The following is a 21045-nucleotide window of genomic DNA, read 5'->3' as shown; positions in this document are numbered from 1 at the left end:
TCCGCCGTGGGGTGGTCTTCCCCACCCCCCCCCCCCCCGGCCGCGGGGGCCCCCCCGCCCCCCGGCGCCCCCCCGCTCGCGCACAGGTGGGGCGGTTCAGGCCGCGACCCGCACTGACTGGATCCGTTCGCGCAGGTACCCGAGCGCTGGGCCGGGCAGCCCGCCGTCGGTGACAAGGCCGTCCACGTCGTCGAAGCCGCAGATGCTCCCGATCCCCTGGACGCCCCACTTGCTGTGGTCCGCGACCACGACGACCCGACGCGAAGAGGAAGCGAACGCCTGGTTGGTCTCTGCCTCGAGGAGGTTGGGGGTGGTGAAGCCCGCCCGCTCGTCCATGCCGTGCACGCCCAAGAACAGCAGATCGAGGTGCAGATGCCGGATGGACGAGGTGGCGAGGGGCCCCACGAGGGCGTCTGACGGCGTCCGCTCGCCTCCTGTGAGCAGCACCGTGGAGCCGGACGACGACGTATCGAAGGCCTCCATGACCCGCACCGAATTCGTCAATACCGTCACGCGGGGCCCGGAGGAGAGTGCCTTGGCGAGCATCCACGTCGTCGACCCCGCCGTGATGCCCACAGCCATGCCCTCGCTCACGAGCGCCGCCGCCTCGCGGGCGATGGCGGCCTTCTCCTCGAGCCGCTGAGTGGACTTGAGTGCGAAGCCGGGCTCGTGCGTGCCCACGTCCTCCTGGAGCATCACGCCGCCGTGCACGCGGGTCAGCATCCCAGAGTCGCTCAGTACATCGATGTCCCGGCGGACGGTCACCGCCGAGACGCCGAGGCGCTCGGCCAGATCGGCTACCTTGACGACGCCCTCCTTGTGCACGGCGTCGAGGATTGCGGACTGTCTGGCTGCAGCGAGCATGCCCTACCCCTTGCTCGAGCCGAGGGTGAGGCCCGCGACGAACTGCCGTTGGAGGAGCAGGTAGATGACGAGCGTCGGGATGACCGTGATAGTGGCCCCGGCCGCGAGCAGGTTGTAGTTGCTGAGGAACACGCCTTGGAGGTTGTTGATCGCGGTGGTCACCGGCAGGCGGTCACCGCTTTGGATGAAGAGCAGGGGCCAGAAGAAGTCGTTGTAGATGAAGATGACTTCGAGGGTCCCGAGGGCAGCGAATGCAGGGCGGCAGAGCGGCATGATGACGGACCAGTACTGGCGCCAGATGCCGGCTCCGTCCACGAGCGCCGCCTCCGTGAGGTCAGGCGAAAGGGCCTTCATGTAGTTCGAGAGCACAAACGTACAGAAGCCGATCTGGAACGCCGTGTCCACCGCGATGACCGAGATGTACGTGTTGAGGAGCGTTCCGGAGTCGCTGAACCAGTAGGGAAGCGTGAGGTGCTTGAACATCTGGAACAGCGGGGCAGCCAAGACCTGCGGGGGCAGGAGGTTGCCGGCGGTGAACATGATCAGCAGCGTGATGTTGAACTTCCAGCTCACCCGGCTCACGGCGAAGGCCATGAGCGAGGAGAGGAACAACGTCAGGATGACCGACGGGACGGTGATGATGACAGAGTTCCAGAAGTACTTCGAGAAGCCGCCTTGGTTCCAGGCCGTGACGAAGTTGTCGAAGTTGAAGGCGCCCCCGACGCTGAAGTAGCCGTACTGGTTGGTCGATTCGACAGGACGCAGGGCCGTGTAGAGCGACCAGCCGAGCGGCAGGAGCCACATGACGGCGAGCACGAGGAGGATCAGGTGGGTCCCGTAGTGGCGCTTCGGGCGCGAGCCGGAGTATTCCGTGCCGCGGGCGAGATCGGTCGGTGTTGCGACTACCGTCATGACTCCTTCGCCTCCTTTCCGAAGGTGCGGGTCAGGTAGAACACGATCGGGACGAGCGAGATGACAAGCAGGATCGTCGCAAGCGCGGACCCGACGCCGATCACCTGGCCTTCGCCGACGAGGTTCTGGATGACGAGGGCAGAGATGAGCTCGAGCCCGTTCGTGCCGCGGTTGATGACGTACACGATGTCGAAGGCCCGAAGGGACTCGATGATCGTGATGACCACGATCACGATGTTGATGGGACGCATGGCGGGGAAGACGACCCGGAAGAAGGTCTGCCCCGCGTTCGCGCCGTCAAGCGCAGCGGCCTCCTTGAGCGAGGGGTCCACACCCTTGAGGCCCGCGAGGTAGAGCAGCATCACGTAGCCGGCGTGCCGCCAGGTGGCGGCGACGAGGGCTGCCCAGATGTTCACGTTGCTGTCGCCGAACCAGTCCACAGCCGAGGGCTGCCCGGCCGTGCCCAGGAGGAAGTTCAGCAGGCCGTGGTCGCGCTGGTAGAAGAGCTGCCAGATGACACCCACGAGGGCGAGGGAGAGCATGACTGGCGCGAAGAAGATGCTCTGGTACACGCGGCTCCCGCGGATGTTCTGGTCCAGCAGTACAGCCAGCAAGAGCCCCAGCGGCGTCGCGACGACGGCGAGGAATACGAGCCACAGGACGTTGTGCTGCACCGCGGGCCAGAACGGCGGGTACTCCTGGGCCACGAACTGGTAGTTCGAGGCGCCTGCAGGCCGGATGTCGGTGAGGTCGAGGCCGTTCCAGCGGGTGAAGCTGAGGCCGATGGAGAACAGGGTGGGAAGCCAGACGAAGACCAGCTGGATCAGGGTGGGGATCGCGACCATGATGGTCAGGACCAGCCTGTCCCGCTTCGAGAGGCGCCGCACCTTGCGGGGGATGGTGGGCATGACGGACTTTCCTATTGGGCTGCGTAGAGCGTGGCCGCCTGCGACTCGAGGTTCTTGATGTCCACCGTGCCGTCCTTGATGAAGGACTGCAGGGCGGGAATCATGACGTTGTTCGCCATGGCGGGCAGGGCATCGCGGTCGAAGAACTGGCTGATGTTCTTCGCGTTGGCGATCGCATCCGCGCACTTCTTGTTCAGCACGGAGAACTTGGACGTGTCCGCACCCTTCGCGGTGGCGATGTTCGAGGTGTCCACGGAGTAGTAGGTGTTCTGCGCCTCGGGCGTGCCCATGAACTGCAGGAAGTCCTTCGCGACCTGGTTGTTGCCGCCCTTCTTGGACAGCAGCAGGCCGTCGATCGGGGCCTCGATCGAGTCCTGGCCTTCAACCGCGATCGCGGGGAACGGGAAGAAGTCGATGTCGTCTAGCGTCGCCTTGTCCGTGAACTGCTGGGTGACGAAGGATCCGAGCAGGTACATGCCCGTCTTCTTCTGGCCGAGCAGCTGGGCGGCGTCCTGCCAGGTCTGGCCGAGCGCACCCGGGTCCTGGTAGGGCAGGAGGGCCTTCCACGTGTCGAAGACAGACTGGACCTTCGGCTGGTTCCAGGACTCCTTGTGGGCGCACAGGTCCACGTGGAACTGGTAGCCGTTGAGGCGCATGTTGATGTAGTCGAAGGTTCCCATCGCCGGCCAGCCGTCCTTGTCGGCGAAGCCGATGGGGATGATGCCGTCGCCCTTCATCTTCGCGGCGAGGGTCTTGAGCTCATCGAACGTGGTCGGGACGGTGTAGCCCTTCTCTGCCCAGAAGCTCTTCCGGTAGAAGAAGCCCCACGGGTAGTTGTAGTTCGGGACGAAGTACATCTTGCCGTCTGGGCCGGTCGAGGCCTTCTTGAGCGCGTCGGAGAAGTTGCCGCCGATCTGCTGCCACACGTCATCGACGGGCGCGAGGAGGCCCTTTCCGGCGTAGTACTGCATGCGGTAGCCGGCAAACCAGGTGAAGGCATCGTCCGGGCTGCCCTGCAGATAGGAGTTGATCTTGTTCTGGAAGTCGTTGTGCGACACGGTGTTCACCGTGACCGTGGCGCCTTCCTTCTTCTGGAACGCATCGACCACCGCCTGGTAGGCGCGCTTCGGGACGTCGTCGGAGGCCGACGAGCCGAAGGTCATGGTCTTCGATCCGGAGCCTCCTGCGGGGCCCGAGCCTCCCGTGCAGGCTGAGAGGAGCGGGACCCCTGCGATGCCCACGGCACCGATGCCGAGGGTCTTCAGGAGGGTGCGCCGGTCGAGGGTTGGAGAAATCGTCATGGTCTGTCTCCTGGGGTGAGTGCGCGATCGATGTGATCTACGCCACGGGACGATGGTAGACGATCAGAAACGATCGGAAAAGATCAGGAACGTAAGTTCCCGAATCGTGATTTAAGAAAGACGGACGACGGCGACTCCGCCCGCAGGAATCGCCAGCGCGCCTTCCGTCGGGCTGCCTGAGAGAAGTTCCGTGCCGTCCACCGAGAGGCGCGCCTCGACCTCGCCGTGGTTGATCGCGAAGAGCCAGGATGAGTCGTCGGAGATGCGGCGCACGACCTCCAGATCCGGGAACTCTGCAGCGTGCGCGGGGGCCTCGAGGCCAGCATCCTCGAGGACGCGTGGGAGGAACGCGGCGAGCGCCTCGGCGTCCGGTGAGGTGCCCACGTAATAGGCCGTCCCCGCACCGGCGACGTTCCGGGTCACCGCCGGGGACCCCGCCGTCGGCCCCTCGTCATAGCGGGAGACGACCTCCGCCGTCGTCGTCCGTCCCAACTCGCTCCAGCGCTCGCAGGAGCCGGCCGTCAGTGCCAGCGCCTCGCCGGCACGCAGCGGGAAGAATTCCTCGATCTCCACGCCCAGGAGGTTGCGGAAAGCGCCGGGGTAGCCCCCGCCGTCGACCGGATCCATGATGATGCGGTCGTGCTCATCGACGATTCCGGAGAAGTAGGTGAGGAGCAGAGTTCCGCCGCCCTCGACGTAGTGCCTGAGGTTCGCGGCGCCTTCGTCCGTGACGAGGTACAGCATGGGGGCGACCACGAGCTTGTAGGCGCTGAGGTCGTCGGTGCTCTGGCGCAGGTCGGCGGTGATGCCGGAGCGGTAGAGGGCGTCGTGCCAGTCGCGGAGCTCGCGTGTGGGATGGGCCTCGATGCTCGGGTGGGAGTCGAGTTCCGCGGCCCAGCGTGCGTCGGTGTCGAACACCAGGGCGGCGTCGGCCGCGACGCGAGATCCGGCGACCTCCGAGGCAGCTTCGAGGGCCTTGCCGAGCTGGACCACTTCGCGCCACACCTTGGTATCGCGGCCCGCATGCGGAACCATGCCGGAATGGAACTTCTCGGCTCCTGACCGTGAGGCGCGCCACTGGAAGAAGAGAATGCCGTCTGCGCCGCGGGCAAGGTGCTGGAACGAGTTCCGCAGCATCTCGCCCGGAGCCTTCGCAATGTTGCGCGGCTGCCAGTTCACCGCCGACGTGGAATGTTCCATGAGCAGCCAGGGCGCGTTGTCCGCCCAGCCCCGGGTGAGGTCTGCTGCAAGGGCGAGGTCCTGATGGTGCCGAAGGTCCTCCGCGATGAGGTAGTGGTCGTTCGAGACGATGTCCATCCGCTGCGCCCAGCGCCAGTAGTCGATGGGTTTTGCGAGGCCCATGTTGAGGCCCATGAAGTTCGTGGTGACCGGCTTGTCGGAACGGGCGCGGAGGATCGCCGCCTCAGCCTCGAAGCATTCGAGCAGCGAGTCCGAGGAGAAGCGCGCGAAGTCGAGCTGATGTGACGGATTGATGTGCGTTCCCGAGCGGCGCGGCGGCATGATCTCGGCCCAGTCGTAGTAGTGCTGGGACCAGAAGGCTGTGCCCCAGGCATCATTGAGGGCGTCGAGATTCCCGTAGCGGCGCTGGAGCCACTCGCGGAAGCCGCGCTCGGCGTGCGGGCCGAAGTCCGGCTGATTGTGGCAGCCGTACTCGTTGTGGACGTGCCACATCGCAAGGGCCGAGTGGTCCGCGTAGCGCTCGGCGATGGCGGTGGTCAGGGCCGCGGCGGCGCGCCGGTAGTCGGGGGAGCAGGCTGCGAAGGCCTGCCGCGAGCCATGGGTCTGGCGGACGCCGTCCGCACCCACCGGCGCGGAGTCCGGGTACTTGACCGTGAACCACGGCGGCGGCGACGCGCTGGCATTGGCGAGGTCGACGGCGATGCCGTTCTCGTGGAGGAGGTCCATGACCTCGTCGAGCCAGCCGAACTCGTACCGGCCCTCCTCCGGTTCGAGCAGCGCCCAGCTGAAGATGCCGACGCTCACGAGGTTGACCTTGGCCTCCCGCATGAGCTCGACGTCGTGCTTCCACACATCCCGGGGCCACTGCTCAGGGTTGTAGTCGGCACCGAAGGCTATGCGGGGCGTCCCGCCGCCGAGTTGACGGGTGAGATCGTTCATGTCCATGGCGCTCTGCCTCTGCTCTGAGGGTCTGTGGAGATTCCAAGCGTAGGGGAGGCGCACAGAAACGTACAGAACGAATCAGAATCGAAAGCATCGTCCCGGAAGGTGTTGGTGCCGCACCTATGGCCAGCACGCACTTCCTCCGCTCAGGCGGACTTGGGACGGTAGGGGAACCGCTCCTTGGAGGTCGGCTTCAGCCGAGACCACGAGCGTCAACCAGGTGAAGAAAGCGATCTTTGGGGGAAGCCATGTTCAAGAAGCTCCTGTCATGGGCCACCGTCGTCGGACTCACAGCGGGAACCCTCTTCGCCGCCGCGCCCGCAGCGACGGCGGGTCCGAACTGTCGCACGTATCGCGCCGTTTGTGTGTGGCATGACGAGTGGTATCAAGGACCTCGAGCCGACTTCGGGGCGTACGTCGGTGAGTACGGTGCGTTCGGGTGGCATGACCGCGTTTCCTCGTACGACAGCAATCTGCCGTGGGACCTGGTCTTCTACGAGAATCCTTGGCTCGGCGGCAGGGGCGTCATAGTCCCGGCCTACTCCTACAACCGCAGCCTTGGCTCGTGGAGCTACGGGCTGAATTGGTGGGAGAACTGGAACGACCGCATCGACAGCCACACCACCTGATGGGGTGTGGAAAGCACGTCGCCATCGTAGCCCTCGTCATATCAGTAGGCGTCGGCGGTTGTGCCAACAAGCCATCCGAGGCGACCGAAGCGGACCTCGGGGGTGTCCACTCAGTCAGAGCTCGTTTGGACCATAACGCTGGAACGATTCTCATGCCTCTTGACGAAGTGCTTTTCTCGCCCAGCGAAAGGATCCTCGTCCAACAGGCGAACAACATCCTGATTCGCGAGTGTCTGGCGAAGAGCCGGATCAATCTGTCGAAAGACTTCGGGGTGTTCAAGCTCGATCAGGAAGATCGACGATACGGGATCTGGGTTCAGAGATTGGCCGACGAAAATGGTTACGCGAAGACGGACAGAGAGGGCGTCAGTTCCGAGTCGACAGCGCCATACGACGCTCAGGAAGGCTTCAGGGATGCCTACGTGCGGTGCCGAGAGGATCTTCAGAGCAGTCTCATCGTGATGCGACAGGTCGGAAGGCCGGAGGCCCCCGAGTCAATCCAGCAGATCGATTCCAAGGCCTACGGCAGTGCGATGAAGGCTTCGGATTGGGGGAAGGCGAAGCAGGATTGGAGGGAATGCTTACAGGAACGGGGAGTCGTAGTCAGCGAGGACAAGAATTCTTGGGTACCGCAGGTGCCCAACGACCGCAACCAACAGATCCGAACAGCGCGAATTGACATCGACTGCAAAAACCGCACCAATCTTATCCAGAGGGTGGCTGACCTCGAGGCTAAGTTTCAAGCGGTGTACATGGCAAGGAACCAGGGTGCCGTCGATTCTCTTCGTTCGGCGAAGACCGCAGACCTCTCCAAGGCCAGAGAGATCGTGTCGGGTGTTGGCGCATCCGATGTATCCCGCTAATGGTCCGACTTCGTTACGAAACGAGCGGTGGGAGCCCGAAGAAGGACATGTACCGGCGCCTCAGGCGACCGTGGCTTGTCTTGTCATTTTCGCTTGTTGTGATCTTGTCGGCGGCGGCTGGCTACGCCGGTGCGAGTCTCATTGCCAAGCCGAGTCTGGACGCGCAGCGAATCGCACAGTCTGCCCTTCCGGTCTACGCACAAGCGGAGAAGCGTCGCGTAGGCGTCGCTCTGACGTTTCAGGGCGGGGTTCGCGAAGGGCGCGTCATCAATCTCGAACCGAACCTGAGTTTTCCCGCTCACCCGCGGGTTACAGCCGTGTTCGTCAAACCCGGCGATCCGTACGAGGAACTGAGGCTGCTCGCGGTGGCCTCGGGCCGGCCTCTGATCACTATGGCTGGGTCAGTGCCCATCTATCGTGACCTCCGCTTAGGGGACAAAGGTCACGATGTCCTTGTCCTTCAGAATTATCTGAGAGGCCAAGGGTATGCCGTAGCCGCAACCGGGGTGATGGGAGTGGATTCGATTCATGCTGTGGCTCGGATCTATAAAGAACTCGGCCTCGAACCGCCAGCCGATGGTGCCGTCTTTTTCAGATACTCCGACTTCGTTCAAATGGAAGCCAGCGCTGGAACGATCATCCAGGTTGCGTCCGTTGCACAGATCCTCGACGAGAAGCATCCGGTTGCTGGAGTTCGCATAGAACCGAAATTTGTTTCGTCCCGACTCACTGTAGACCAGAAAACACGGGTTGCCGTTGGAGACACGCTCGAGATCTTCTCTGAGAAACGGCGTGGAAGTGCGCAGGTCAAGGAAATCGGACCATTCGTGGAATCCGCGCAAGCTGGTGTTCCGGCTGGCCATGATGTTCGAGTCGAACTTCCAGCGAACCTCATCGATCTTGAGGCGGGGCAACCGGTTGCGTTGTCGAAGGTTCCGTCAGGTGAGTCGACCTTGGCCGTGCCGGTTCTGGCCATCCGATCTGCGAATGCCAGTGCATACGTGCTCCGAAAATCCCGGCAGGGGGAGCCAGATGAACGAGTGCCCGTAGAAGTAGTAGATCAGGCTGGCGGATGGGCAGCCATCGCCGACAGCGGTGCCGTCATGGAAGGGGACGAGATTCGCATTGGATGACGGGAGTGAAGCCGTCCTCGCGCTCGAACTCAACAGCGTATCGAAGGCGTTCGACGGAAATGTTGTCCTCGGAACAGTCAACGTTGCGGTGGCAACGGGCGAGTTCGTGGCGGTCGTCGGCCCGTCCGGTTCTGGAAAATCGACCCTCCTGAACATGATGGGCCTTCTGACGGCGCCGACCGAGGGCTCGATCAAGGTCTTTGGCGAGGAGACAGATCAAGTTCCATCCAGTCTTCTCGACCGTCTCCGAGGCCAACAGATCGGCTTCGTGTTCCAGGCTTCATATCTTGACGAGAGCAGATCGGTTCTCGGGAACACGATTCTTCCGCTTCAGATCGCAGGCCTGCACCAAAAAGGCAGCATTGATGCAGCATTGGAGTCCCTGAGTTGGGTCGGGATGGCCGATCAATGGAATCAGCGGGCCCGCAACCTGTCGGGAGGCGAGAAGCAACGTGTGGCCTTGGCCCGCGCAGTGGTGCACAGCCCGAGGATCCTGCTAGCGGACGAACCCACGGGAAATCTCGATTCCGCTAATACGCGGCAGGTTGTGAGGCTCCTTCGAGAACTCTCCGCCCGTGGGACCGCGGTCGTAGTTGTTACTCACGATCCTGAAGTGGCAGAGTTTGCGGATCGCGTGATCCGGGTGGGAAATGGTGCGTTGGTTGACGAGAGAATCTCAAGTGCTCCGCGGCGCGACTACGAGAGGGCGGCGATACCCCTGTGCCGTTCGTTGGCTACAGCGAGCCGGACGGCCCGTTTGGCGGGAGGGATCGCAGAGGCAATCAATTCTCTGACTTCATCTCTTGGAAAGTCGGCAGTGATCTCGATGGCATTCGCGATAGGCGTGGCTGGACTGATCCTCGCGAGAGGCCTTTCCGAGAGCGCGGCACGAATGGTGGATCTGTCAATCGTTAACAGATCCTCGTCGATACTCTACGCGCGTCCTGAGACATCTGGCCGGTGGTTGTGGGAGGCGGACCGTGCGGAGTCGATAGCCCGTGTCGTGAGGCCGGTCGAGGAGCTTCCCGGCGTTTCTGGGGTTGGGGTGCAGGGTGAGGTTCCTCCTGAAGCTGCAAGGATTTCCAAGATCACCCCGGGGGGAGAAGGGCTGTTCACCGGCCAGGCCTACGTTGGGACAGCGAATCTGCTGGACGTCCGTGGTGTGGCGTTGACGCCAAACGCACGACCAGACCTCCTCGACAATCCCGACGTCTCGAGTGTGATCGTCGGCGTGGACGCTGCGAAGAATCTGGGACTCTCCATCAATCTGGACCAAGAATTGCTTCTCAACGGCCGCCCTATCGCCATCGCCGGATTCATGGTCTCCGCCTCGGACGACTCTCTGCTCTCCTCAGTAGTGCTAGCCCGTTCGAGCATCTCAGCTGCGGTTGTTCCGACGTTCATTATCGAAGTGGAGCCCGGCTATGGCCAGCCGCTGGCGACATCGATTCCCCTCGCGGTCGATCCGGCCGATCCTTCATCGATCAGGATTGATCCTGTGGCAAATGTCGACGAGCTGCGCGCTGCGGTGGCTGATGGATTGTCCGATCTAGTCTCAACAATCTCGGTCCTGGTGCTCGGATTGGCTTGTTTCAGTGGTGGGCTGACGATGTATTTGTCAGTCCTCTCGAGGCTTCCTGGAATTGCTCTGAGAAGGGCAATGGGAGCTTCTCGACCCGCCGTCTTGAGAGCGTTCCTGCAGGAAGGCTTGATGGTGGGGCTGGTAGGCGGCTTAGCGGGAGTGGCCATCGGACCAGGCCTGCTGATCCTCATCTGTAACGCGCAGGGGTGGGTTCCATCTTTGGACGCTTTGACGTTGCTGACCGGTCTATCGTCAGGTGTAGCTGCCGGACTCCTGTCTGCCGCTGCTCCTGCCTACCTGGCGTCGCGCGCAGCTCCCGCCGAACTCATTCGGTCTTGATGGCGCGGGAGGTAGGTGCAGAGTCTTAGCTGAGTGTCCCCGTCGAGCGTCAAGATGAGGACCTCGAAGGTGAGCGGGCCGCGGGTCGCATGAGTGAAGGTGACGTCTCCCCGATATGACTCTCCGACCACATGTTGGTCCCAGTACTTGCGGAACAGCGCCGACCGCACCCTGAACCGGTGGGCGAGAGTGTCGAAAATCGGATCGTCCGGGTAGCGGCCCGATTGGGCGCGGAACTGCTCAACGAGGCGGCGGCCGATCAAGTCGGGATTGACGAATCGATCAGCGAAGGCCTCATTGAGGAAGAACTGCTCAAGCCGGCTGATGCCGACGCCGACGTCGAAGCACTCCTTCGCGAGGTTGTTGGCCGCGATCACGCGGCAACAGGGGTCAATGACGTAGGCCGGAGTGGCGATTGTCTCCACGAGCTCTGCGTATCGATAGCGATGAGCGGGGGAGGGCGCGATGACCCTCGCCCCGCCGTCACCTCTCGCGAGACCGAGAACATAGCGATGCTCGTCGGCGTCGAGCTGGAGCGCCTCCGCAACGGCGTCGAGCACTTCAAGGGAGGCGCCGGCTGCTCGCCCCTGTTCGAGCCATGTGTACCAGGACACTCCGACATTGGCGATCGAGGCGACTTCCTCTCGCCGAAGCCCTCGTGCGCGCCGTCTGCCGGAACTCCGAAGGCCCACGTCTTCGGGAAGGATCCGCTCTCTCTTCAGCCGCAGGAACTCGCCCAGACGCCGATATCGCTCAGACAAGGGTGAAGACACCGAATCCACCCCCATCAAGGCCTCGTGGCGCAGGAAGAAATACTTCCCGATCCTCCCTCCACGAGTAGATACCATAAAACTGTCTTCAGTTGTCAAGAAAAGGGGCTCTTCGTTGCGCCGCCGCCTCCGCAGGGTGCTTTGAGGTGGGGACCCTGCGGAGGTGACGGCGCAAGGGGATCAGCCGAGCGCCTTCGCGTGCAGCAGCAGCGCGTGCTCGGGGCGCAGGACCGGCAGGGGGAGGCCGACGTCGGCGAGGAAGCGTCCGCTTGCCGTCGCGCCCTCGGCGACCCACGGAGGCGGCGCCGTCTGGATGAAAGTGCCTGCGAAATCGCCGTCCTCGGGCGTCGGAAGGACAACCTCGACTCGGTACTCGCGGTCCGGATCGAGCCCTGGGATCCCCACTCGGCCCGGCATCTCTGCCGCGAGCGAGCCCAAGGCGACGGCCGCGAAGAGGCCCTCGCCGCCGTCGTACGCCACCACTCCATGCAGCGAGAGGTTCCGCTCCGGGAGGTCGGCGTGAACGGCCGCGCCGGAGTGGATCAGAGCCCGGTGGGCTTTGTACAGCGCGATGGCGCGTCGCAGCGTCTTCCGCTCGGCCGGAGTGGCCTGGCGGATGTCCCATTCCATCCCGAAGTGGCCGAAGAGCGCGGTGATGGCGCGGAACGAGATGTCGTGGACCCGACCCGTCGTGTGCGAGTGCGTCGGCCCAATGTGGGCGCCGACGAGCTCGGGCGGCAGGACGGCCTCCGTCCACCGCTGGATGGTCTGCCGCTCAAGGGCGTCGTTGCAGTCCGAGGCCCAGACCCGGTCCGTGCGCTGCAGGATTCCGAGGTCCACGCGGCCGCCGCCGGACGAGCACGACTCGATTTCGACGTCCGGGTGCGCCGCCTTGAGCGAGTCGAACAGCCGGTAGGCGGCAAGGGTCTGTTCATGCACCGACGGTCGGCCCCCATGGCCCTGCTCGGCCAGATCGCGGTTCTGATCCCACTTGAGGTACGAGATCCTGTTCTTGCTGAGGAGCTCGTCGAGGCGATCGTAGACGTACTGCCAGGCGTCGGGATTCACCAGATCGATCACTTGCTGATGGCGCCATTCGTGCGCGAGCCGGCCCCCGTCCTTGTGCGAGGCTGGCGATGGTCCCGAGATCCAGTCCGGATGCGCTCGGGCGACGTCCGAATCCAGATTGACCATCTCCGGCTCTACCCAGAGCCCGAACTCCATCCCCAGCTCCGTCACGGCGTCGATCAGGGGCGTGAGGCCCTCGGGCCACATCGTCTCGTCGACGTACCAGTCGCCGAGCCCGGCATGGTCGTCGCGGCGCCCGCGGAACCAGCCGTCGTCGAGCACGAAGCGCTCGACGCCCAGCTCCGCCGCGGTCTCCGCGAGCTCGACCAACGGCTCAAGGCGATGGTCGAAATACACGGCCTCCCACGTGTTGAGGACCACCGGACGCACCCGTCCGGAGGTCGTCCCCACATGCTGGGGACGCGCGCGGAACCAGCGGTGGAACTTGTCCGTCACGCCGTCGAGACCCCGGTCGGAGAACGCCGCGTAGAGGGTCGGCGTGCGGTAGGACTGCCCGGGGGCCAGGACCACCTCGCCCGGGCCCAGCAGCTCGGCGGCACCCAGCATGCGGCGGCCGTCGGCGAGCGAGTCGAGGTACTGCTCGTGATTGCCGGACCACGCGAAGTGGATCGCCCACACACGGCCCGCCCGGTTCGAGAAGCCGCGGGTCCCGGCGGCCAGGAGAAGCGACGAATCGTGGCCCGTCCTGCCGTGCCGTCCCGAGCGCACCCAGGTGCCCTGCTGGATGCGATGCCGCTGCGGATGGTTCTCGCGGCACCAGCGGCCGGTCAGGTCCAAGAGCTCCTCCGTCTCCCCGGGGACGGGGACGACGACGGCGAGCTCGCCCAGGTGGTACGGCTCGTCCCGGCTGTTGGTCACCTCGTGCGAGATCTCGAGTAGCCCTCCCTCGTGGAGGGTGAGCCGGGTCTCTGCGGTGAGGCCGGCTTCCGCGTCGGCCTGAAGGATGCGCGCCCCGCGCCCGTCAAGCGTCGATTCTGCCGAGGTCACGCGGAAGGCGGGGGAGAAGGCGAAGCCGGGGACGGCAGCTTCTGTGCCTGTGGCATTCGTTCTGTGGCCCCGCAGCCCCGGGCGGCCAAGCCAGCCCGACGACGCTTGCGGCAGGAGCCCGGCGACGACGGGGAGATCGAGCGCGGAGTGCGGCACGGGGCTGCGGAGGATGCCGAGGTCGGGGAGCGTCTCGCCGAGGTCGGCACCCCAGTGCACCATCTCGGCTTCGCCGGAGTCGAAGGCGAGCAGCACGCTGATGCCGGCTGAGCGGAGATGCAGGGGGTCCATGGAATTCGCTTTCGTGTCGCTGGCTGGAGGCGTTCTAGAAGTCATGGGCCGGGGGCCCGGCTGGTGCCGGACCCCCGGGTGGGGTCAAGTATTCCCCCCGGTCTGGCTCACTGGAAGAGGGCGTTGACCTGCTTGTTCGCGTCGGTCAGGGAGCTCGCGGGCGCTTTGCCGGAGACGACGGCGTCCATCGCTGGCTTCATGATGCCGTCGATCTTGGACGCATTGTCCGTGATCGGGAAGAGGAACGTGGTCTTGTCCTTGACCTGCTGGGTGAAGGCGGAGACGTCCACGCCCTTCGCCTTGAACGCGTCCGCGGCCTTGTCGGTCGAGCTGGAGATGGCCGGGAAGACGACGGCCTTCGACGCGACGACGTCCTGGCAGGCCTTCGAGCCGGTGTACTCGACCCATTTGACCGCGGCGTCCTTCTTCTTGGTTCCGGCCCAGACGGAGTCGGCCAGGCCGTTGAACATCGAGGAGCGCTTGCCGTCGGGGCCGACTGGAGTCGGGGCGATGCCCACGTTCACGCCCTTGTAGCCCGTGTACTGCCCGATCATCCACGAGCCGCTCGAGTTGATTGCGGCCTTCCCGGCGCCGAAGTTGTCCGCCATCGAGGCGCCCACGGTGGTCTCGAGCTTGGGCATGTAGCCCTTGTCGGCCAGGCTCGCCCACCAGGCGATCGTCTGCTGGAACTTCGGGTCGTCGTAGTTGTACTTGCTGCCCCACGGGTTCTTGTCGGTGTGCGTCCAGCCCGTGGTGCCGGTGAGGAAGCTCCATTGCGTCTGGCCCATGCCCGAGCCCGAGCTCTCGAGCCCCAGCCCGTAGACCGCCACGTTGTTCTTGTCGAAGCCGGGCTCGTCGCCGCGCTTGCCGTTCTTGTCCACGGTGAGGTGGGCGATGACCTTCTCGTACGTGCCGCCGTCCTGCGGGTTCCACGTGAGGTTCTTCATCTGGTCCTCGGAGATGCCGGCCTTTGCGAGCATGTCCTTGTTGTAGAAGAGGCCGATCGTGTCCCAGTCCTTCGGGAGGCCGTAGCGCTTGCCGTCGGGGCCGATCCACAGGTCGGCAAGGCCGGGGTTGTACTGCCCAAGGTCCACGCTGTCCGCCTTGACGGCATCATCCAGGGCCAGGAGCTGGCCGTTCGTCGCGAGCTCGGGGTACTTCGAAAGATGGTCGGCGAACGTGTCCGGAGCGGTGCCGGAGGCCATGCCGTTGGTCAGCTTGCCCCAGTAGTCGTCCCAGCCGGTCTGCGTGATCTTGACCGTGATGTCCGGGTTCGCCTTGTGGAAGTCGTCCGCGCACTGCTGATAGGCGGGGAGCTGGTTGGCGTCCCACATCCAGTACGCGACTTCGCCCTTCGCGGAGTCCGCGGAGTTGCCTCCGCCGGAGTTGCCGCTTCCGCACGCGGAGAGCGCGAGGGTCGCCGCGGCGGCGACGGCGATGGCGCCGAGGGTCTTCTTCATGATGGTCCTTCCGAGGGTTTGGGGTTACTTGGTGCCGTTGAAGCCGATGGAGTTGACGATTCGCCTGCCGAAGGCAGCGAAGAGGATGAGCACGGGGAGGGCCGAGACGAGGGTCGCGGCCATGAGGCCGGACCAGTCCGGGGCGCCCTGCGGCGATTGGGACTTGAAGACGCCCAGGCCCACGGTGAGCACGCGGGTGCTTTCGTCGGAGCCCACGAGGAGCGGCCAGAAGTACTCGTTCCACTGGCCCATGAAGGTCAGCAGGGCGAGGGTGGCGATCGGGGCGGCGGCGTTGGGGAGGACGATCTGGAAGAAGATCCGCCAGTGCCTCGCGCCGTCGAGCATCGCGGCTTCCTCGACCTCGCGGGACATGTTGAGGAAGAACTGCCGCATGAAGAAGATCGCGAACGGGGTCATGAACAGGTACGGCAGCACGAGTCCGAGCATCGTGTTGAGGAGGCCGAGGTTCTTCACGAGGAGGAAGTTCGGCAGCGCCGTGAAGATCGGCGGGACCAGCATGGTGCCGAGGAACAGGGAGAAGACGGCGTTGCGGCCCTTCCAGTGGAGCCTCGCGAAGGCGTAGGCGGCCATCGAGCTGAAGAACACAGCGCAGACCGTGGTGATCCCGGAGAAGAGGAGGGAGTTGGCCAGGTACTGCCAGAAGTCGATCGACGCCCCGGAGCCGCCCTCGGCGACCGCCTCGGCCGGAGACTGGAGCCCGAAGACCCGTTGGAACGCGCCGAAGCTGAAGTCCGCGGGGAGCAGGTTCGCCGAGTTGGCGGCGAGGGCATGATTCGACGAGAGTGCCGTGCGCAGCACCCAGTAGAACGGCAGGACGCTGACGGCGATCGCGAGGATGAGCAGGGCCCATGCGATGGCGCGGCGCCAGTTCAGGCGGCCCCGGGTCACAAGGCGCCTCGATGGGAGGTGACGGCGGACGGTGGTGGTGGCAGACATGCTGGGCTCCTTAGTCCAGGTCCGACTCGTTGCCCCGCAGGAACTTCATCTGGATGAAGGCGACGAGGGCGAGGATGACGAAGAGGATGACGGCCAAAGCCGAGCCGTAGCCGAAGTCGTGCTGGGTGAAGGCCCGCTGGAAGATGTAGTACTGGATGACGCGGCTTGCGTTGATGGGGCCGCCTTGGGTGGTCACCGCCACCGTGTCGAAGACCTGGAACGAGCCGATGACCGTCACCACGAGCACCAGGACCAGCACGGGCCGCAGGAGCGGCAGAGTGATCCTCCGGAACGTCTGCCCGGCTGAGGCGCCGTCGAGGTGCGCCGCCTCGTACAGGTGGTTGGGGATGGCCTGCAGGCCGGCGAAGATCAGCAGCGCCGTGTAGCCCATGTGCCGCCAGGTGTTGATGAGCGCCTGCGTGGGGATGGCCCACTCCTCGGACCCGAAAAACGCCACACGCGGGAGGCCGAGCCACTCGATGATCTGGTTCACGATGCCGATCTGGTAGTCGAGCATCCAGAACCACAGGAGCGCCGCGATGACGTTGGCCATGAGGTAAGGAAGCAGGAGGGCGCCCCGGATGATCGTGGACTTCGCGATGCGGTGCATGAGCAGCGCGAGGCCGAGGGCGAGCGCCGTCTGGAGCACGATGTTGATGACGACGTATTCGAGGGTGACACCGAGCGCGTTCCAGAAGAGCGGATCCTTCGCGATGGCCTCATAGTTGGCCGTTCCGACCCACTTCGGGTCGGCGAGACTCAGGGTGCTGTACTTCGTGAAGCTCAGATAGATGCCTCGGACCGTGGGAACGAGGTAGAAGAGCACGAACCCGATGAGGGCCGGTGCTACGAAGACGAGGGCAATTCCGAGATCGCTCCGGCTGCGCCGCCGGCCGGGTTGCGCTGCCCCGACGCGGAGGCCGCGCTGCCGTGGCGCTCGGGTGTCCAGTGAGGTGGCCGCCAATGGATCCTCCTGTGATGTGGATAACAGCTGAATGAAGCTGCCGAGGAATCTACACGAGTAACTTTCGATGCTGCAAGCCCTCTTCTTCGCGCTTCTTCCGGTCTGTTTGGATGGTTGACTCGTGTAGATTTCTTATGCGAGACTGCCGCGCATGACGCACACTTCACGCTTCTCCCTCGGCATCGTCGGCGCGGGTCAGTTCGCCGGGCAATTCGCCAAGCTCTTCCACGCCCACCCGGCCATCTCGGCGGTCCATGTCACCGACGTCATCCCCGAGAGGGCTGCCGCCCTAGTCGACCGGCTGGGGCTCGACGGAACCTTCCCGAGCTTCGAGGCGATGCTCGACGGCGACGTCCACGCCGTCGCGATCTTCACCCAGCGCTGGACTCACGGGCCGCTCGTGGTCCAGGCCCTCCGCGCTGGCAAGCACGTCTACTCGGCCGTGCCCATGGCCATCAGCGTCGGAGAGATCGCGGCGATCATCGAGGCCGTCCGCGACACCGGGCTGACCTACATGATGGGCGAGACGAGCTACTACAACCCCGCGACCGTCTACGCCCGCCAGCGCCGGGCCGAGGGCGCATTCGGCCGGATCTTCTACGCCGAGGGCGACTACGTCCACGATATGGATCTCGGCTTCTACGAGGCCTATCAGTACAGCGGCGGCGCCGAATGGAAGCGCACCGCTAGCTACCCGCCCATGCTCTACCCGACCCACTCGGTCGGTGGCGTGCTCGGCGGGATCGGCGGCCATGCCGTGAGCGTGAGCTGCATCGGAGTGCGCGACGAGCGGGCTGACGGCGTCTTCGACCGCGAGGTCAGCATGTTCGACAACGACTTCTCCAACGCCACCGCACTCTTCGAGCTAGCCGGCGGAGGGTCCATGCGCATCAATGAGTTCCGCCGCGTGGGCTACCCCTCGCACCTGCGCGAGAGCCGCTTCCGCTACTTCGGCACAGAGGGCAGCTTCGAGCAGCTCGTCGACTCCGCGGTGTGGCAGGACAAGGAGTCGGTCACCGATGTCTCGGAGCTCCTGCGGACGACGGCGACGCTCGCCGCCGACGACCCCTCGCTCGCCGACGTCGCGCCCGCCTTGCGCGACGCGTTCGTGTCAGGACTCGCTCCCGTGCAGGACGCCTCGCGCCTTCCGCGTGAGCTCCGCGCACTCCCGACCGGCCATGAGGGCAGCCACCAGTTCCTCGTCGACGACTTCGCCCGTGCCGTGGCGGACAGGACCCTGCCCCCCGTGAACGCGTGGGAGGCGGCCCGCTACACCCTGCCCGGAATCATCGCTCACCAGTCCGCGCTCCGCGGCGGAGAACGCCTTCCCGTGCCCGACTTCGGCGACGCCCCTGCTGCCGTAGCCGCGGAGGCGGCGTCGCCGTCGTCGGCCTCCTCCACGCCACAGGTCAGCGAGCCCCGGCGATAGCATGGTGGCCATGCCGCATCCCTCCGCGAAGCCGACTGCCACCCGCAAGGACGTGGCACGGCTCGCAGGGGTGAGCACCGCCGTCGTGAGCTACGTGGTCAACGGGGGGCCGAAGCGGGTCTCACCGGCCACCGAAGCGAAGGTGCGCGACGCGATCGCCGTGCTCGGCTACCGGCCAAACGCGGCGGCTCGTGCCCTCAAGCTCGGGTCGAGCGAGATGCTCGGGATGGTCGTCCCGGACGCCACCAACCCGTTCTTCGCGACGCTCGCCCACGCCGTCGAGGAGGCGGCCGCCGAGCGCGGTTACGCGCTGCTCATCGCGAACTCCGGCGGATCCCTTGCCTCGGAGCGGCGGCAGGTCGCGAATCTCGTGAGCCGGCGCGTGGACGGCGTCTTCCTCTGCAGCGTCCTTTTCGAGCCCGACCTGAGGGAACTCCAAGCGGCCGAGATCCCGGCCGTGCTCCTCAACCACAGCGCCGAGACGCCCGGCTTCGATTCGGTGGGGGTGGCCCTCGAGGAGGGGGCACGGACCGCGGTTGGGCACTTGGTCTGGCACGGGCATCGGAGGATCGGGCTCATCATGGGCACGAACACCGGTGGGGACCTCGATGCGCGCGAGGTGGGCTGGCGCGGTGGACTCGCCGACGCGGGGCTTCCATCCGGCCCCGTCATGCGAGGTCCATTCAGCCGAGAAGGCGGCTACAAGACCGGACGATGGCTGCTCAACGAGGCCGAAAGGCCCACCGCCGTGTTCGCGAGTTCCGATCTTCAGGCCGTCGGGCTGCTCAAGGCCTGCCACGAAGCGGGAGTGCGCGTGCCTGAGGACCTCGCGATCGTCTCGTTCGACGGTTCCGCCGAAGCCGAATTCAGCTGGCCCCCGCTCAGCACGGTGGCGCAGCCGGTGGGGGAGATGGCCCACGCAGCCGTCGAGGCCCTCGTGGGGGGCGGCGACCACAAGCGGAACCGCATCTTCCCCGCCACGCTCGTCCGCCGGGCGTCCTGCGGGTGCTGAGCCAAGTCACCTTTCCGCAACGAAGTTCGCGTGAGCGAGGTCAGCAGTTCCGCTCTCGCGGACGAGTTCCCGTTACGTGAACTTCTCTGCAAGGAGCGAGCTCCCTACCGGTCGGAGGCCGCCCTCGAGCAGCTTCGCGCGCAGAAGCATCGGCTGTTCGAGCTGGCCCAGTCCCACCGCAGTACCGGATGACCGGACGCCAGCAAACGGTTCTCGCGACGCTTTTCCCGCCGGATGACATCACGGGGATCCTCGCCTCCTGTCATTTCGCGACGGAAGTATTTCCCCCAGCCGTCGAATTCGCCCACCGGATTCGGTTCGATGTCCCAGGCAAAAGTCAGTCCGACCGATGAACCCCTGCGTATCTCGGTGCTCCCGTTGGAGGACGGGCTCGGGAAAGCCGAAGATGTGCATGAGCGCTCTGCTCACCGATTCGCCCGGAGACTCAGCGCCGGCCCGCGCGAGAGACGCAACCAGCTCGGCCCTCTGGCGCTGATTCTTGTGCGACAGGGCGGCGATTCCGTCCTGGACCCCGGGCACGGCGACCAATGACTCTTGACCGCTGACACGCAGGAATCCGTCGGCCACTGCGAGCGCCCGGGCGAATCGTCCGGTGCCGAGGACCTCGACGAGCGCGGTGACGATCGGGACGGTCGAGTAGTCGCCGGCAAGAACTGGGCCTACGTCCCGATGTCGATGGCGTCGAACCGGCGGTGGAGGCGCAACACGCGCTCTCCTGGCCTGATCCGATTCGCCTCGAACCATGAAAGGGTTCGGTCGGAGTCCGAGCCGCGTCGTGGAATCGACCGCCACATCGATCGAGGGCGGAACCTTGACCACCGGGATTCCGTGAAGGAACAAGGCCGTCTCCCCGCAGAAGACGGCCTGCGGGTTGGCGAGGGCGTGCGACGTGACGGCGGCTTGGAAGCGCTCGGTCGGCGTGGCTTCGAGCCACTGGGGCGTCGGGACGTAGAAGCCGCGCCGGAGGCGCACGAGTTGGCCGGCGGCGAATCGGGTCCGAGGGTCGAACGACGCCCCGTCGACCTTGCGGAGGGAGCTGTCGATGAGGTGCGCCAGAAGGTCCATGCGGTCGATCCTGACAGCCGGGCCGTCTTCCGTGATCACGGCAGCCCGCCTATGTGGATAACGCTCCGATCCGCTCTCGCGGAGGAGCTCCCGTAACGGGAACTCCTCCGCGAGGGGCGACGAACATTCGGAGCACACCCTGACTTCCGTGCGAGAAGCGCACTTGCCCCGGTGGCCTACTTGCGGAGGTCCTGCGCGATCTGCTGCATGACGCTGGGGTCGGCGAGGGTGGTGGCGTCGCCGGGGTCGCGGCCTTCGGCGACGTCCTTGAGGAGGCGGCGCATGATCTTCCCGGAGCGGGTCTTGGGGAGCTCGGGGACGACGAGGACG

Annotated in this window: 18 protein-coding genes; 7 read left to right on the top strand and 11 right to left on the bottom strand. The window is 65.2% G+C overall.

Annotation, left to right across the window (positions count from 1 at the left end):
* Positions 1-96 precede the first annotated feature (96 nt).
* The 5 genes from ACTHL9_RS01440 to ACTHL9_RS01420 form a co-directional block, all read right to left on the bottom strand.
* A complete protein-coding gene (locus ACTHL9_RS01440; RefSeq protein WP_440516844.1) occupies positions 97-864 on the bottom strand; it encodes a DeoR/GlpR family DNA-binding transcription regulator in 768 nt (255 codons plus the stop codon).
* A 3-nt stretch (positions 865-867) separates the two neighbouring features.
* Positions 868-1776 (bottom strand): carbohydrate ABC transporter permease, encoded by a 909-nt coding sequence (locus ACTHL9_RS01435; RefSeq protein ID WP_440516843.1) that lies wholly within the window; start codon positions 1774-1776, stop codon positions 868-870.
* The gene (locus ACTHL9_RS01430; protein ID WP_440516842.1) at positions 1773-2684 is read right to left on the bottom strand and encodes a carbohydrate ABC transporter permease; all 912 of its coding nucleotides are present in this window, start codon (positions 2682-2684) and stop codon (positions 1773-1775) included. The genes ACTHL9_RS01435 and ACTHL9_RS01430 overlap by 4 nt, the downstream gene beginning before the upstream one ends.
* A gap of 11 nt (positions 2685-2695) precedes the next feature.
* Entirely contained in the window at positions 2696-3985 is a 1290-nt protein-coding gene (locus ACTHL9_RS01425) for an ABC transporter substrate-binding protein (protein ID WP_440516841.1), read from the bottom strand.
* Positions 3986-4096: 111 nt separating this feature from the next.
* Positions 4097-6130 carry a beta-galactosidase gene (locus ACTHL9_RS01420; protein WP_440516840.1) on the bottom strand — a complete coding sequence of 678 codons (2034 nt, stop codon included), beginning with the start codon at positions 6128-6130 and terminating at the stop codon, positions 4097-4099.
* Positions 6131-6375: 245 nt separating this feature from the next.
* Between ACTHL9_RS01420 and ACTHL9_RS01415 the strand changes: the two genes are divergently transcribed.
* The 4 genes from ACTHL9_RS01415 to ACTHL9_RS01400 all read left to right on the top strand — a co-directional run bounded on the left by ACTHL9_RS01415 (position 6376) and on the right by ACTHL9_RS01400 (position 10673).
* Complete coding sequence (locus tag ACTHL9_RS01415; protein WP_440516839.1) at positions 6376-6756, top strand: peptidase inhibitor family I36 protein; 381 nt, start codon at positions 6376-6378, stop codon at positions 6754-6756.
* A 152-nt stretch (positions 6757-6908) separates the two neighbouring features.
* The gene (locus tag ACTHL9_RS01410; protein WP_440516838.1) at positions 6909-7619 is read left to right on the top strand and encodes a hypothetical protein; all 711 of its coding nucleotides are present in this window, start codon (positions 6909-6911) and stop codon (positions 7617-7619) included.
* 47 nt (positions 7620-7666) lie between these two features.
* A complete protein-coding gene (locus ACTHL9_RS01405; protein WP_440516837.1) occupies positions 7667-8752 on the top strand; it encodes a hypothetical protein in 1086 nt (361 codons plus the stop codon).
* Positions 8745-10673 carry an ABC transporter ATP-binding protein/permease gene (locus tag ACTHL9_RS01400; protein ID WP_440516836.1) on the top strand — a complete coding sequence of 643 codons (1929 nt, stop codon included), beginning with the start codon at positions 8745-8747 and terminating at the stop codon, positions 10671-10673. The genes ACTHL9_RS01405 and ACTHL9_RS01400 overlap by 8 nt, the downstream gene beginning before the upstream one ends.
* Here ACTHL9_RS01400 and ACTHL9_RS01395 read toward each other — a convergent pair.
* The 5 genes from ACTHL9_RS01395 to ACTHL9_RS01375 form a co-directional block, all read right to left on the bottom strand.
* A complete protein-coding gene (locus ACTHL9_RS01395) occupies positions 10628-11461 on the bottom strand; it encodes a helix-turn-helix transcriptional regulator (protein ID WP_440516846.1) in 834 nt (277 codons plus the stop codon). The genes ACTHL9_RS01400 and ACTHL9_RS01395 overlap by 46 nt on opposite strands.
* A gap of 162 nt (positions 11462-11623) precedes the next feature.
* On the bottom strand, positions 11624-13807 hold the full coding sequence (locus ACTHL9_RS01390; RefSeq protein ID WP_440516835.1) for an alpha-galactosidase: 2184 nt from the start codon (positions 13805-13807) through the stop codon (positions 11624-11626).
* A gap of 107 nt (positions 13808-13914) precedes the next feature.
* Positions 13915-15267 (bottom strand): ABC transporter substrate-binding protein, encoded by a 1353-nt coding sequence (locus tag ACTHL9_RS01385; RefSeq protein ID WP_440516834.1) that lies wholly within the window; start codon positions 15265-15267, stop codon positions 13915-13917.
* A 24-nt stretch (positions 15268-15291) separates the two neighbouring features.
* Entirely contained in the window at positions 15292-16224 is a 933-nt protein-coding gene (locus ACTHL9_RS01380; protein ID WP_440516833.1) for a carbohydrate ABC transporter permease, read from the bottom strand.
* 10 nt (positions 16225-16234) lie between these two features.
* On the bottom strand, positions 16235-17173 hold the full coding sequence (locus ACTHL9_RS01375; protein ID WP_440516845.1) for a carbohydrate ABC transporter permease: 939 nt from the start codon (positions 17171-17173) through the stop codon (positions 16235-16237).
* Between the two features lie 166 nt (positions 17174-17339).
* Between ACTHL9_RS01375 and ACTHL9_RS01370 the strand changes: the two genes are divergently transcribed.
* The 3 genes from ACTHL9_RS01370 to ACTHL9_RS01360 are packed head-to-tail and all read left to right on the top strand — an operon-like array spanning position 17340 to position 19821.
* Positions 17340-18617 (top strand): Gfo/Idh/MocA family protein, encoded by a 1278-nt coding sequence (locus ACTHL9_RS01370; protein ID WP_440516832.1) that lies wholly within the window; start codon positions 17340-17342, stop codon positions 18615-18617.
* A 10-nt stretch (positions 18618-18627) separates the two neighbouring features.
* Positions 18628-19629: a LacI family DNA-binding transcriptional regulator gene (locus ACTHL9_RS01365; RefSeq protein ID WP_440516831.1), complete on the top strand. Its 1002-nt coding sequence runs from the start codon at positions 18628-18630 to the stop codon at positions 19627-19629.
* Positions 19630-19659: 30 nt separating this feature from the next.
* Positions 19660-19821, top strand: coding sequence for a hypothetical protein (locus ACTHL9_RS01360; protein ID WP_440516830.1), 162 nt, complete (start codon positions 19660-19662; stop codon positions 19819-19821).
* A gap of 48 nt (positions 19822-19869) precedes the next feature.
* Here ACTHL9_RS01360 and ACTHL9_RS01355 read toward each other — a convergent pair whose 3' ends face one another.
* The gene (locus ACTHL9_RS01355; protein WP_440516829.1) at positions 19870-20754 is read right to left on the bottom strand and encodes a hypothetical protein; all 885 of its coding nucleotides are present in this window, start codon (positions 20752-20754) and stop codon (positions 19870-19872) included.
* Between the last annotated feature and the right edge of the window lie 291 nt (positions 20755-21045).

Origin of the sequence: Sinomonas sp., from assembly GCF_051955515.1 — a bacterium.
Lineage (GTDB): Bacteria > Actinomycetota > Actinomycetes > Actinomycetales > Micrococcaceae > Sinomonas.
This window is presented reverse-complemented; position numbering and strand designations above follow the sequence as displayed.